The organism is Marinobacterium rhizophilum, from assembly GCF_024397915.1.
GTDB classification, from domain to species: domain Bacteria; phylum Pseudomonadota; class Gammaproteobacteria; order Pseudomonadales; family Balneatricaceae; genus Marinobacterium_A; species Marinobacterium_A rhizophilum_A.
Genome location: NZ_CP073347.1, coordinates 843916 through 856770 on the forward strand (window position 1 = coordinate 843916; position 12855 = coordinate 856770).

General features: G+C 59.9%; 13 protein-coding genes. 8 read left to right on the forward strand and 5 right to left on the reverse strand.

Translation table 11 applies throughout. From position 1 onward, the window contains the following. Positions 1 to 19: 19 nt before the first annotated feature. The gene (locus KDW95_RS03660; protein WP_255854914.1) at positions 20 to 538 is read right to left on the reverse strand and encodes an RrF2 family transcriptional regulator; all 519 of its coding nucleotides are present in this window, start codon (positions 536 to 538) and stop codon (positions 20 to 22) included. A 339-nt stretch (positions 539 to 877) separates the two neighbouring features. Between KDW95_RS03660 and KDW95_RS03665 the strand changes: the two genes are divergently transcribed. Together KDW95_RS03665 and KDW95_RS03670 are read left to right on the forward strand one after the other, a co-directional pair. Beyond that, positions 878 to 1648 (forward strand): NAD(P)/FAD-dependent oxidoreductase, encoded by a 771-nt coding sequence (locus KDW95_RS03665; RefSeq protein ID WP_255854915.1) that lies wholly within the window; start codon positions 878 to 880, stop codon positions 1646 to 1648. Further along, positions 1558 to 2079, forward strand: a complete 522-nt coding sequence (locus KDW95_RS03670) for an FAD-dependent oxidoreductase (protein WP_255854916.1) — start codon at positions 1558 to 1560, stop codon at positions 2077 to 2079. Before KDW95_RS03665 ends, KDW95_RS03670 begins: the two co-directional genes overlap by 91 nt. Positions 2080 to 2135: 56 nt before the next feature. On the opposite strand, the gene KDW95_RS03675 is transcribed toward KDW95_RS03670, so the two are convergent. Next, positions 2136 to 2909 (reverse strand): ceramidase domain-containing protein, encoded by a 774-nt coding sequence (locus tag KDW95_RS03675; RefSeq protein ID WP_255854917.1) that lies wholly within the window; start codon positions 2907 to 2909, stop codon positions 2136 to 2138. Positions 2910 to 3192: 283 nt separating this feature from the next. On the opposite strand from KDW95_RS03675, the gene KDW95_RS03680 reads away from it, so the two are divergent. After that, positions 3193 to 3507: a hypothetical protein gene (locus KDW95_RS03680; RefSeq protein ID WP_255854918.1), complete on the forward strand. Its 315-nt coding sequence runs from the start codon at positions 3193 to 3195 to the stop codon at positions 3505 to 3507. A 335-nt stretch (positions 3508 to 3842) separates the two neighbouring features. On the opposite strand, the gene KDW95_RS03685 is transcribed toward KDW95_RS03680, so the two are convergent. Beyond that, entirely contained in the window at positions 3843 to 4784 is a 942-nt protein-coding gene (locus KDW95_RS03685; protein WP_255854919.1) for an AraC family transcriptional regulator, read from the reverse strand. A 340-nt stretch (positions 4785 to 5124) separates the two neighbouring features. Here KDW95_RS03685 and KDW95_RS03690 point away from each other — a divergent pair, with 340 nt between their 5' ends. Beyond that, positions 5125 to 5967, forward strand: coding sequence for an NmrA family transcriptional regulator (locus KDW95_RS03690; protein ID WP_255854920.1), 843 nt, complete (start codon positions 5125 to 5127; stop codon positions 5965 to 5967). A gap of 157 nt (positions 5968 to 6124) precedes the next feature. Here the strand turns inward: KDW95_RS03690 and KDW95_RS03695 are convergent, their stop codons facing one another. Then, positions 6125 to 6469 (reverse strand): cupin domain-containing protein, encoded by a 345-nt coding sequence (locus tag KDW95_RS03695; RefSeq protein WP_255854921.1) that lies wholly within the window; start codon positions 6467 to 6469, stop codon positions 6125 to 6127. Between the two features lie 218 nt (positions 6470 to 6687). Here KDW95_RS03695 and KDW95_RS03700 point away from each other — a divergent pair, with 218 nt between their 5' ends. After that, the gene (locus KDW95_RS03700) at positions 6688 to 7644 is read left to right on the forward strand and encodes an AraC family transcriptional regulator (protein ID WP_255854922.1); all 957 of its coding nucleotides are present in this window, start codon (positions 6688 to 6690) and stop codon (positions 7642 to 7644) included. Between the two features lie 62 nt (positions 7645 to 7706). Here KDW95_RS03700 and KDW95_RS03705 read toward each other — a convergent pair whose 3' ends face one another. Continuing rightward, positions 7707 to 8420 (reverse strand): aspartate/glutamate racemase family protein, encoded by a 714-nt coding sequence (locus KDW95_RS03705; RefSeq protein WP_255854923.1) that lies wholly within the window; start codon positions 8418 to 8420, stop codon positions 7707 to 7709. A gap of 284 nt (positions 8421 to 8704) precedes the next feature. On the opposite strand from KDW95_RS03705, the gene KDW95_RS03710 reads away from it, so the two are divergent. The 3 genes from KDW95_RS03710 to KDW95_RS03720 are packed head-to-tail and all read left to right on the forward strand — an operon-like array spanning position 8705 to position 12768. Beyond that, positions 8705 to 9631: a LysR substrate-binding domain-containing protein gene (locus KDW95_RS03710; protein WP_255854924.1), complete on the forward strand. Its 927-nt coding sequence runs from the start codon at positions 8705 to 8707 to the stop codon at positions 9629 to 9631. A 3-nt stretch (positions 9632 to 9634) separates the two neighbouring features. Continuing rightward, positions 9635 to 11359 carry a transporter substrate-binding domain-containing protein gene (locus KDW95_RS03715; RefSeq protein ID WP_255854925.1) on the forward strand — a complete coding sequence of 575 codons (1725 nt, stop codon included), beginning with the start codon at positions 9635 to 9637 and terminating at the stop codon, positions 11357 to 11359. Continuing rightward, on the forward strand, positions 11356 to 12768 hold the full coding sequence (locus KDW95_RS03720; protein ID WP_255854926.1) for a sigma-54-dependent transcriptional regulator: 1413 nt from the start codon (positions 11356 to 11358) through the stop codon (positions 12766 to 12768). Before KDW95_RS03715 ends, KDW95_RS03720 begins: the two co-directional genes overlap by 4 nt. Positions 12769 to 12855 lie beyond the last annotated feature (87 nt).

Sequence of the window (12855 nt, forward strand, 5' to 3'; positions counted from 1 at the left end):
TGACCCTGGCTGTCAATGTTTAGCCTTCTCGGGCGATGAGTTTGCGCGCATTGATCCATCCGTCGATCTGGTCGCCGAAGTCAGGTGGAACCTTGCGCCCAACACGCCGGGCGATATCCAGGATGGTCTGTTGTGCAAGCGCTTCTTCCATGCGCTTCTGGGCGGTCAGCATCACGCTGTGGATCGTGCAGGTGCCCGCTGTCGACCAGTCTGGTGGCGAATCGCTGAAAAGCGCGCAGCGCTCACGGATCTGCCGGCATTCAAAAATGTCTTTCTGACCATCTATTGCCTGCACGACATCAAGCACGGTGATCTCTTCAGCCGGTCTGGCCAATTGGAATCCACCGCGTACGCCTTCGGTTGCGACAACCAGGTTTGCTTTGGCCAGCTTGGTGAATACCTTCGCGAGCAACTCAGGCGGGACACCCTGCAGTTCGGCGAGTGCGCGCGCACTGGCTTCCCGGCTGTCACCCTTGTTGTCCACCAGTAGTGTCAGACAATGGAGTCCGTACTCCACTCCCGCGCTGTAAAGAGCCATATATACTCCGACCATATCATTCGTAGCATTATGCTGATAACGCCGGATTATCTCAAGCCATAGATAGCCTGAACAATGAGATAAGAATAAATACTTTATTCCTGTTTTTTATTTAAACAATTGTTTAATAGGACATATTTTGTTTTTTGTTTGCTTTTCATGCAGATCGTACTGAGCCCGTCATCCATGGCCATCAAAAGATATTGCATTTCATAACTACGACTAATATATTCGTAGTTGCTCGGTTCTCAACAGCAAGGTCTGAATTTAAGGTTCAGTCGGATAGAGAAGCCCGTGCATGATTTTTCGATAGAACATGATTTCTACCTGGAGCTAAACATGAAACAGCGTATTTTGATCGTCGGTGCAGGCTTTGGCGGTATGTGGAGTGCCCTCAGCTCCACCCGTTTGCTCGACAAGTACAATCGCCATGACATCGAGGTCACCGTACTGGCGCCTCAGGCCGAGCTGCGTGTGCGCCCACGTTTTTATGAGCCTGAGGTCCACACCATGGCCGCGCCGCTGGGTGAGCTATTCGATGCGGTGGGTGTGACCTTTGTGAAGGGGCTGGTGGAGCACATTGATGTCGTGGGTAAAAGCGTTAAATACCGGGACGACGCAGGCGCGGAGATCGGGCTGGCGTATGATCGCCTCGTGCTGGCGACCGGCAGCAAGGTTGCGCAGCCTGCATTGCCGGGTATTGAAGCAGCGTTCAACATCGACAACCTGGACGAGGCTATCCGCCTGGAACGTCACATCAAGTCGCTGGCTGATGTTCCGGTGTCGGTGATGCGCAACACCGTGGTGGTGGCCGGTGGTGGCTTTACCGGCATTGAAATCGCAACGGAATTGCCGTCTCGGCTGCGAGAAGTACTGGGGAATAACACCGATATACGGGTCGTTGTGGCTGATCGCGGCGCTGAAATTGGCGCCGCCATGGGTGATGGTCCGCGTGATGCTGTTGTGCAGGCCTGCAACGCACTGGGGGTTGAGTGGAAGCTGAACGTGCTGGTTGTTCAATGGATGCGAACGGCGTCACCCTGTCGGATGGGCAGCGCATTGAAACCAACACCGTCATCTGGACGGCGGGTGTTATCGCCAGCGCCTTAACCGAGCAAATTCCGGCCGAACGCGATCGGCTTGGGCGTCTGCACGTTGATCGTAACCTCCAGGTCATCGGCTTGCCGGATGTTTTTGCAACCGGGGATGTGGCCTACGCGGCAACTGACGATCTGGGTAACCGTGCCTTGATGACCTGTCAGCATGCAATTTCTCTGGGACGTTCAGCCGGGAATAACGTCGCGGCCAGTTTGCTCGGAGTTGAAGCGATGCCATACAGTCAACCCAAGTATGTGACTTGTCTCGACCTCGGGGCCTGGGGCGCTGTCTTTACTGAAGGCTGGGAGCGTGAGGTGAAATTTATCAAGGACGAGGCTAAAGCAATCAAACAACAGATCAACAGTGTCTGGATCTATCCGCCTGCGGCTAACCGTGCAGAAGCGCTGGCTGCCGCAGACCCCAGCATACCTGTCGTTGCATGAGGGGCGTCGTGAATGGCTGAGCGTCTTGCCTGCGTCGCGGCGCGCAGGGAGAGGCGTCAGCCTTCGGTATCGCGGACTTTCAATGCAATCATGTAGGCGCTGGCGGCGGCCAGCAGGTGTTTCAGGGTATGGCCGCTTATCAGCTGCTGACTGAACCGGTAAACGAGGTCATCCCCGAGTTCGGCGACCTTGGCCAGTACATAGAAACCCAGCGCCAGCCAGAGCCACCCTGTGCCTGGCCCTTCAAAGCGCCAGATCATGACGGGTAACAGCAGCATGGGGCCAAACTGCACCAGCAGGTAAGGGCGCAGATCATCCAGCCAGTGCCAGTATAAAACGCTGGCCAGGCCCAGGCCGAGCAACCAGGGACAGAGCGCAAGCCCGAGCCGGCTATCGATCCGTTCGGCGACCACCAGGGCGGTGAGAACGGTAAAGCTGATTGTCATCGGCAGCCGGTCCCACAGCAGCGTCTGGTTGTCGGGTGCCAGGTGGTAAAAGCCCGATCCCAGCGCAATCAGCAATAACCCTGCGAAGAAGATCCGGTAAAGCATCAGCAACGGTGCGAACTGCCGCCTGTTTCTTTTCAGCCTGCTGAACCCGTACAGGCTGACCAGTACAAACACCAGGTTGGATAGTACATTGGCGGCGTTGGCGAGCCCCGCCAGCGAGCGCTGGTCGGCAAAGTTGTGATACTCGAGTGGCTGGGCGATGGGGGAGGTGGTCAGCAGGAGCAGCAGTGCAGCGGCCGCCAGCACCAGCAGTGCCGCGACCTTGCGCGGGCCTGAGAGCCGAGGCCTGCGGGTGTTGAGCGAACCGGATGGTGTGCGCATCTTGTCTCCCTCGGTTTGGACTGCTCGTGCCTGCCTGCGCTGATTAGGGTAGCAGAGGCGTTGATGCCACCACTATCCAGACCGATGCGCTAACTGCTGGCCAGGGCTCCGTGTGCCAGTCGGGGAAAGGCGCACCGAGAGCGTGCTCAAAGTCCATCGGATGTGGCATGCTGCCCATGCTGGGGCGGCCAAAGCGTATCCGCACGCCAGGGTATTGCCCGGATAAAGCCGATCACGAATAAAAACACGCGAGACAACCATGTACGAAAGCAGGAACAAGCCCTTGATCACGACCAAGGCTTTCAGGCGGCGAATGGCTTTTCATCTGTTCGCGGCCTTGGCACTGGTGGTGATCAGCCTGGGGGCGGGCGTCGCCGGGCATATGTATTTTGAGAATATGCCGCCGGTAACGGCGCTGGTCGCCTCGATCACCCTGACCAGCGGGCTTGGATTGTCGATTATCCCGCAAACGACCTCAGGGCAACTCTTTGTCAGTCTCTACGGCATCTTCTCGGGCTATGTGTATATCGCGACCAGCACCATCGTCATTGCCCCCATGCTCCATCGACTGCTGCACCGGTTCCATCTGGACGAATGACCCGGCTTGCCCGGTGGATTCAATAACGCAGCTTCGTGATTGGTGATTGGTGATTGGTGATTCGTAATTGGTAAATGGTGGTGTGACCGACACCTGATGCCGGCGTATATCCACCTGTGCAGCAGCCTTGCGCCCAGTGCTCGGTATCCAGCGTGGCAGGCTATCTGAAGGGAAAAGTGCGATCGCTGTCGCCAGGCAGTTCAAACACCGTCAGCGAAACTGCAATGGCCAGAGCTGCAATGGCCAGAGCTTTAATGGCGAGAACTCTTGGGCGAGAGGCTATTTTGTCTCGACGCCGGGCCTGGATAAAGCAATGGCTTGCGCGCACTGCCAGTCTACACCTTGCCCGGTGAAACCCCCATAACCCGCTTGAACGCACGTGAAAATGCCGCTTCTGATGCGTATCCAAGATCCTCTGCCAGGGTGATTAAGGGTTCATGCCGGTGTTTCAGACGCTGATAGGCGAGGTTCATGCGCCACTGCGTCAGGTAGTTTTTCACACTGTTGCCTACCATCTGCCTGAAGTGGGCAGAGAAGCCCGAACGCGACATGCCGCATTCGCGCGCCAGCGAATCCAGCGTCCAGTTTTTCTCGGGCTGGTGGTGAATGGCGCGCAGGGCAATGCCGATGTGTTTGTCTTGCAGTGCGCCGACCCAGCCGGTGCTGGCGTCGGGGGACTGTTCCATCCAGTGGCGGATGAGCTGTATCACCAGAATGTCCGCCAGATGGGTAATGATGGTTTCACCGCCGGGTTTGAGTTGCCGGGCTTCTGCGGCAATAAAATCCAGGGTGCTGCTCAGCCAGCGCTCGCGGCTTGCATCCAGCTGCTCCAGCAACAGTACGGATGGCAGCTGCTGTACCAGCTGCTTGCCTGCGAACTGATCGAAGCACATGACGCCACAGGTCAGCTCGGTTTTTTCACCCGCTCCTGCAATTTCGAGTACTTCATAGCGCTCGCTGATTTGGCGTACACCGGCCTCGAACAGCGGCACCGCAGGCAGCTGTGGGTCACTGCTGATGATGTGGCCATGCCCGTGTGGAATAAGCACCAAGGCGCCTTCGCTTAAGCGTATGGGTGGCTCGCCATCAAGCTGCAGCCAGCAGTGCCCGGCCGTGATGATATGAAACATCATCTTGCCGGGCAGTACCGGCATCGCCAGTGACCAGGCACCGCTGAGTTCCGAGCGGCAGTAGAGGCTGCCGTCAAGGCGCAGCTGGTGCAGGATTTCCCCCAGCGGATCGTTCGCCTGTGGAAAGGCGGGTGATCGATTGTCCATGCATGTTGCCTCTCAACCTGGAAGCTAAACAGGGCATCCTGTTTTGCCGTCGCCCCTGGAAAACTGGCGAAATTGTGTGACATTCCTTTATTTCAAGGGTTCGCATTAGGCCGTCTTTATCAAAAGAAGGCCCGCTGGTGGCGCATTTTTGCGCCACTGCATGAACCCCGTTCTCTGGGTGTTCACTGTTGCCGGTTTCATACGCGTATAGAGTTCGATTTTAGACGAATAATCAATTTGTTTGGCAAAACAGGCATTAAGCATCCAGCTGATTTGCACAATACTGGCTCCATTGCTTAAGCAAGCTCGCCAAACGAAACCGAACATGAGGATAGATGCGATGAGCATGCCCACCCTGGTTATTGGCAAAAACGGCAAAACGGGCCGCAGGGTCGACACCCTGCTGCAAATCGCGGGCTACAGAACCCGTGCGGTATCGCGTTCAACGGACATTGCCTTTGACTGGCAGCAGCCCGAAGGCTGGCTGGAAGCGATGCAGGGGTGTGGCTCGGCCTACGTGTGCTTTCAGCCCGATCTGGCAGTGCCCGCCGCCAGCCACGCCATCGCCGAATTCATCCGTCTGGCGCGCCAGGCGGGCATTCGCCATATCGTATTGTTGTCGGGGCGGGGTGAGGCCGGTGCTCAGCACGCTGAACGGCTGGTGATGGCCAGTGGTCTTGAGTGGAATATCGTGCGTGCCAGCTGGTTCGCGCAGAACTTCAGCGAAGGCATTCTGATTGATGGCGTGCTGAACGGCCAGGTGGTCTTGCCCGCCGGTGATATACCGGAGCCTTTTGTCGATACGGATGATATTGCCGCTGTCGCCTTCGCCTGCCTGACACAGCCGGCATTGGTTAATCAGGTTTTTGAAGTGACCGGGCCACAATTGTTAACCTTGCGTGACTGCGTCGATGTGCTATCGGACATCACCGGCAACAGCATCGAGTTCGTGCCCGTTTCTGCCGAGGATTTCCTGCAAGGGCTCAGGCAACAGGGGCAGCCAGAGGATGTGCTCTGGCTGATGAACGAACTGTTCACCGTTGTGATGGATGGCCGTAACAGCCGGGTGGCCAATGGTGTCGAGAAAGCCCTGGGGCGCCCGGCCACGTCGTTTCGCGACTATGCACTCAAGGCTGCCAGGGCCGGCGCCTGGGCATCGCCTGCAGCGGTTGCCACTGTCTGAACGCGACCCCCTGATGGGGTGTGCCAGGCGCAGCGACAGGGCTGCGCGGCCAGTGAGCCCGTACTTTTAACCCTAAGACGGGCACCGGTGCGTGTACGTGCCCTGCAAAAGCCGAGCGACTGGGCAGCGCCTGGCGCCGCCCGGTCGTGTGGTACCGTCAGGCGAAAACGAAGTACTTGCGTACGGTTTCGACCACTTCCCAGGTGCCTTTCATGCCGGGTTCGATGACGAAGACATCGCCGCCCTTGAGGTGTACCGGCGCTTCGCCTTCAGGCGTGATGATGCAGTAGCCTTCCAGGAAGTGGCAGAATTCCCACTTGTCGTAATTCACTTCAAACTTGCCCGGTGTGCAGATCCAGGTGCCCATGATCTTGCTGCCATCGGCGGAAAGGTAGGCGTTCAGGTTTACGGTGTGCGGGTCACCGCCGATACGGGTCCACTTGGTGGCGTCTACAACAGGCGTGGGGCAGGTTTCGCGCATGACAGTGATGAAGTCGGACATCTCGGTTCCAGAATTCTGATTAAAGGCCTGCCATTGTAGTGGTGCCCGGGATTGGCGGTTGTGCGGTTGCGACCTGGGGCCTGCGCATATGCGCCTTCGTGCCTGTCCGCTTCGCGGCGTCTGCACGGCGCGGGCAAGGAGCCGGCATGGTGGATTGAGCCCCGGGGCTGGTTCACATATAATTGACGCTCTAACAATAATGACAAAAGGGGCTGCGAATGCTGAATCACGTGCTTGCCAACAGTGTCGTGCGCAAGGATGTGTGCCCGGAGGATGTGTCGGACTATGTGAATGCGCATATCGGGCATCACCGTCTTACCTTGCTGGGCTCCGGCAAGATGCGCTCCTCCCTGCGTTACGCCAGCTTTGCCCGCCTGGGGCTGTCGCATATTTCCTACGGTGGCAAGGTGCGGGTGCATTCACCGGACCTGGAAGAGGTATACCATCTGCAGGTGGTGACCAGTGGCCGCTGTACCTGGAATTTCGATGAAGACCGCCTGTCGCTGGATGCCGGCCAGGCGTTGATGATGAACCCGCACGAAAAAAGTGACCTGACGTACTCGCAGGACTGCCAGAAGCTGATCGTTAAAATTCCCGAATCTATCCTCAAGGCCGCCTGTGTCGACAACGGCCGTGCGCTGCCGCGTGACGGCCTGCGCTTTCAGCGCCAGGTGATGAACCTGGATGCCTCGCTGGCCTTTATGCGCCTGGTTGAGGCGGTCTATGAAGAGGCCTCTGAAGCCGAGGCGGACATGGCCAGCGCCAGCGGCGCTTATGCTGACCTGCTGGCCAACAAGTTGCTGGCGGTGTTTCCGTGCAACCTGTCCCGGGAGCGTAACGGGGCCGGTGCCGATGGCAGCCTGCAGCTGATTCGGCGCTATCTGCAAGAGCGCATTCGTGAAGATGTGACCGTGGAGGAACTGGCGGATCTGTGCAACGTCAGCGTGCGTAGCCTCTATAACGTTTTCTCCCGGGAGATCGGTATCACGCCCAAGCTGTTTATCAAGCAGACCAAGTTGCAGAGCCTGCATGCCGACCTGAAACAGGGCATCAATGCCCGCAATGTCACCGAGGTTGCGCTGGACTACGGTTTCAGTCACCTGGGGCGCTTTTCATCGGATTACCGCAAGCTGTTTGGCGAACTGCCATCTGAAACCCTGCGCCGCACGCGCTAACCCTTCTTTAAGTATCTGCCGGTTTTGCGCTAGCGGCCCCGCTAGCCCTGTTTAACACCCTGTTAAGCCGCCACGGCCTGATCCTGTTGTGCCTGGTACCAGGCAATGCAGGCACGGGCCAGGGCATCGGTGGCATCCACGCCGTAAGCCCCCAGCGGCGACTGGATACTGTCCAGCGCCAGTGGTATCTCCGTACAACCCAGAATCACCCGTTCAACACCGCTGTCCAGAAACTGTTGCAGGCAGTCTTCCAGCAGGCGGGCACCGGCGTGCAGCGCGCCGGACTTCACCCGGTAAATGCCTTCCATCACACGCTGCTGCAGCAGGGCTGAATGCTCTACCAGTTCAATGCCATATTGCCCCAGCGCGTCGCCGTAGAATCCCGCCTTGAGCGTACCGTCCGTTGCCATCAGGCCCACGCGGCTGACTCCGTTGGCCGAGAGTTGTTCGGCGCAGGCGCGGGCGATGTGCAGGATGGGCACCGGGCTGATCTTGGCCAGGTCCGGGTGCCAGTAGTGCGCCGTATTACAGGGAATGGCGATACAGCCAGCACCGGCGGTGACCAGGGTGTTCAGTCCCTGGGACAGGGCGGCCAGCGGGGATTCGCGGCCTTCCATCAGGCAGGCGGTGCGATCCGGTATCTGGGGCACGCTGTGAATCAGCAGGGGCACATGATCCTGATCGCGGCTGGCGGGGGTCTGGCGAATGATTTTTGTCACGAAGTCGACGGTGGCCAGGGGGCCCATACCGCCAAGAATACCGATAGTGCTGTGCATCTGTTTCTCCTGAAGTCACCGGGAGAAAGCTACAGTTCGGGCCGCTGTTGCGGCCAATGCCGGAACGGCAGGTGCCATGCCGGTTCTGCATGGGCATATAGAATCCATTTTAAAATCAACAGGCTACTGTCTATATACCGGCCCGGTATAGGGCAGGCGAAATCGGCATGGGGCGCTGGAGTGGGCGAGCCGGTCGCGGCAAAGAGGTATACTGGGCGCTATTGCACGCCTGGCGCCGCGCTGATCCCCGCGCCGCAACGGGTATGGTTGAGGGCAGTGGATAGATGAACATTGAAACCAAATGGCTGGAAGATTTTCTGTCGCTGGCCGGAACCCAGAGTTTTTCCCGCTCGGCGGAGGAACGCCATCTGACGCAACCGGCGTTTAGCCGACGCATCAAGGCACTGGAGTTCGCCGTGGGCTGCCAGCTGGTGGATCGCACCAGTGTACCGGTACAGCTGACCGACGAGGGTCAGCTGTTCCAGATTACCGCCCGCAACCTGGTGGCCCAGTTGCAGGACAGTCTGGCGCACCTGCGTTCGCTGCGCAAACAGGACGTACGGGTGATCGATGTGGCGGTGTCCCATACGCTGTCGCTGTCGCTGTTCCCGGCCTTTATCCAGTCCCTGCAGGATGAACTGGAGGACACCCGCACGCGCCAACTCGTGGCCAACGTGGACGACAGCGTACAGGCGCTGAAAAACGGTATTTGCGATTTTCTGCTGGCCTTTGAAGACCCGACCCTGGATTCGGAAGCCTTTCGCAAGCTGGAACTGCAAACCGAGCAGCTGGTACCGATTTGCAGGGGGGACGATGAAGGCCGGCCGCTGTATGACCTGGACGGCCCCCAGGGACAAACCGTGCCGTACCTGGGGTATTCGGGGAGCATCTACCTTGGCCGCTGCGTCGATCGTCTGCTGGCCAGGCCGCCCCATCCGGTCAAGCTGCGCCAGACGTTCGAGTCGTCCCTGGCAGACAGTCTCAAGGTCATGGCGCTGCAGGGGCTGGGCGTGGCCTGGGTGCCGTCCTTTGCCATCGCCGATGAGCTGCGCCAGGGCTTCCTGGTGATCTGCGGGGCACCGGCCTGGCGCTTGCCGCTGACCGTGTGCCTGTATCGCTGCAGCCGCCCTCTCAGTGGTGCGGCGGAAACGCTCTGGCAGGTGCTGGAGCGGCGTTATGGCAGCGCCATTGTGGCGCCGGCGGGCGCCTGACCCGTGGTCGGGGTTCTGCCGGCCAAGCCGGTACTGGCTGCCGTGCTGCTCGTGCTGGCGGCGCTGATTGCCGCCAATGTACAGGCGGCGCGCGGCCAGGGTGCCCGCGATCTTATCGTTGTGGGGGGAGACTATAACTACCCGCCCTACGAATTCATCAACGACGACGGCCAGCCCGATGGCTACAATACCGACCTGACCCGGGCCATCGCCGAAGTCATGGGCATGGACATCGAGATTCAGCTCGGTGGCTGGGCCGAGATGCGCGAGCGGCTGGAGGCCGGGAAACTGGATGCCCTGCAGGGTATTTCCTACTCCCAGAACCGTGCCCGGGGCTACGCCTATTCGCCGCCCCACGCCATCGTGCACCAGTCGATTTTCGCCCGCAAAGGCGACCCCGAGGTGCAGGAGCTGGCCGAACTGCAGGGCAGGACCGTTATCGTGCAGGAGCGCGGTATCCTGCACGACCTGATGATCAATGACGATGTCGGCGCCACCCTGGTCCTGACGGATACCCACGCCGACGCGCTGCGCCTGCTGGCCTCCGGCAAGCACGATTACGCCCTGGTGGCGAACCTGCCGGGGCTTTACCTGGGGCGAGAGCTTGAACTGTCCAACCTGGTGCCGGTGGGCCGCCCGTTCGCGGCACAGCGCTACGGTTACGCCGTGCTGAAAGGCAATGAAGAGCTGCTGGCACAGTTCAGCGAGGGGCTGGCCATCCTGAAGAACACCGGCCGTCAGCAGGCGCTGTACGACAAGTGGTTTGGGCCCCTGCAGGGGCAGGGCGTACCCTGGAAAAAAATCGGCCAGGCGGCGGGGCTGATGTCGCTGGTACTGCTGCTGGTGCTCGGTGGCATCATGATCTGGAACCGCATGCTCACCCGCGAGGTGTCGCGCCGCACCCGGGAGATGCAGCTGCAGCAGCAAAAGCTGATCCAGGCCGACAAGATGACCTCGCTCGGCATCCTGGTATCGGGCGTCGCCCACGAAATCAACAACCCCTGTGGCCTGCTGCTGCTGAACCTGCCGGTGCTGCAGGAGGTGTACCGCGATACCGAGGAAATCCTGGAAGCTCACTTTGAGCAACACGGCGACTTCGACCTGGGCGGGCTGTCCTATCTGCGCATGCGCGAAGAGGTGCCGCTGATGCTGGACGACATGTACACCGGCGCCCAGCGCATCCGCCGTATCGTGGATGACCTGCGTGACTTTGCCCGCCAGGGGCCGGTGGAACTGAGCGAGGCGGTGGACCTTAACGCGGTGGTCGCCACCGCCATTCGCCTGGTGGACAACAGTATCCGTACGGCTACGGATCATTTCAGCACCGCTTATGGCGACAACCTGCCGGTGTTTCGGGGCCACGGCCAGAAAATCGAGCAGGTGGTCATTAACCTGATCATGAATGCCTGTCAGGCGCTGGACTCCCGCGACAACGCCATCGCGGTGACCACCGCTTTTGATCCTGCCAGTGGCATGCTGCGGCTGGAAGTGCAGGACCAGGGCCACGGTATAGAAACGGAAAATCTCGCCCGTCTGAGCGATCCTTTCTTTACCACCAAGCGCGAGCAGGGCGGCATGGGGCTGGGGCTGTCGGTGTCCACCAGTATCGTCCAGGAGCACGGCGGCATTCTGGAGTATTATTCGGCGCCAGGCGCCGGTACCCGGGCGGTGCTGTCGCTGCCGCTGAGCCAGGCAAAAGAGTCAAAACAGGACCGCAAATCAACATGAGCCAGAACCTGTATCCGTCCTTTGGTGTATTGCTTGTAGACGACGAGGTGCCTTTTTTGCGCAGCCTCAGTATTGCGCTGGAGCGCCGGGGCGGCATCAATCATATATATCGCTGTGAAGACAGCCGCGAGGCCCTGGGCATCATCGCCCGGGAACCCATTGGCCTGGTGCTGCTGGATCTGACCATGCCGCACCTGTCGGGCGAGGCGCTGTTGCAGCGCATCATCGAGGAACACCCCGATGTCGGTGTCATTATCATCAGCGGCCTGAACCAGCTCGAAACGGCGGTCAGCTGTATCCGCCAGGGCGCCTACGACTACTTCATCAAGACCACCGAAGAAGATCGCCTGATCGAGGGGATTCGCAAGGCGATCCGCATGCAGGAGATGCGCCTGGAAAACCAGGAAATGCGCCGGCGCTTTCTCAGCGATACGCTGGAGCGCCCGGAGGTATTCGAGGGCATTATCACGCGGGACAAGGGCATGCGCTCGGTATTCCAGTACCTGGAGGCGGTCTCGGCCAGTAGCCAGCCGGTGCTGATCAGCGGCGAAAGCGGTACGGGCAAGGAAGCCATCGCCCATGCCGTGCATGCGCTCAGCGGCCGCAACGGCCCCCTGGTGAGCGTGAACGTGGCCGGGCTCGATGACAATATTTTCGCCGATACGCTGTTCGGCCATCATCGCGGCGCCTTCACCGGTGCCGACAAGGCAAGGGCCGGCATGATCGAACAGGCGGGCAGCGGCACCCTGTTTCTGGACGAGATCGGGGACCTGAGCCTGGCATCCCAGGTGAAATTGCTGCGCCTGCTGCAGGAGGGGGAATACTACCCGCTGGGCAGCGACCGCCCCAAGCGCATGCGTGCCCGGGTGCTGGTGGCGACCCATCAGAACTTGGAGCAAAAGCAGCGCGACGGCGCCTTTCGCAAGGATCTGTACTACCGATTGCGGACCCACCAGGTGGAGTTGCCACCGCTGCGCCAGCGCCGTGATGATGTCGGCCTGCTGCTGGAGTATTTCCTGGCGCAGGCGGCGGAGGAGCTTGGGCGCAGCAAGCCGAGCTTCCCGCGAGAACTGCCGGTGCTGCTGCAAAACTACGGCTTTCCCGGCAATGTGCGGGAGCTGCGCTCCCTGTGCTTCGATGCCCTGAGCCAGCACCGTGCAGGCGTACTGTCGATGGAGGTCTTTCGCCGCGCGACCGGCCAGGGCGCGGCGATTGTGCAAGCCGAACAGCCGGGCGAGGGCGTGCTGTTTGCGTCGGACCAGCCCCTGCCGACCTTGCAGGAGGCCGCCGATCTGCTGGTGGCTGAAGCCATGCAGCGGGCCCGGGGCAACCAGTCGCTGGCATCGCGCCTGCTGGGCATTTCCCAGCCGGCACTGAGCAAGCGGCTGAAAAAATCGCAGCCCGACTGACCGGGGGCCCTGCCCCTGGCTGCAGCCCTATAACCAGGGTTATAGTCATTCAACGGGAATAGTTTTTTAACATATTGATATTATTAA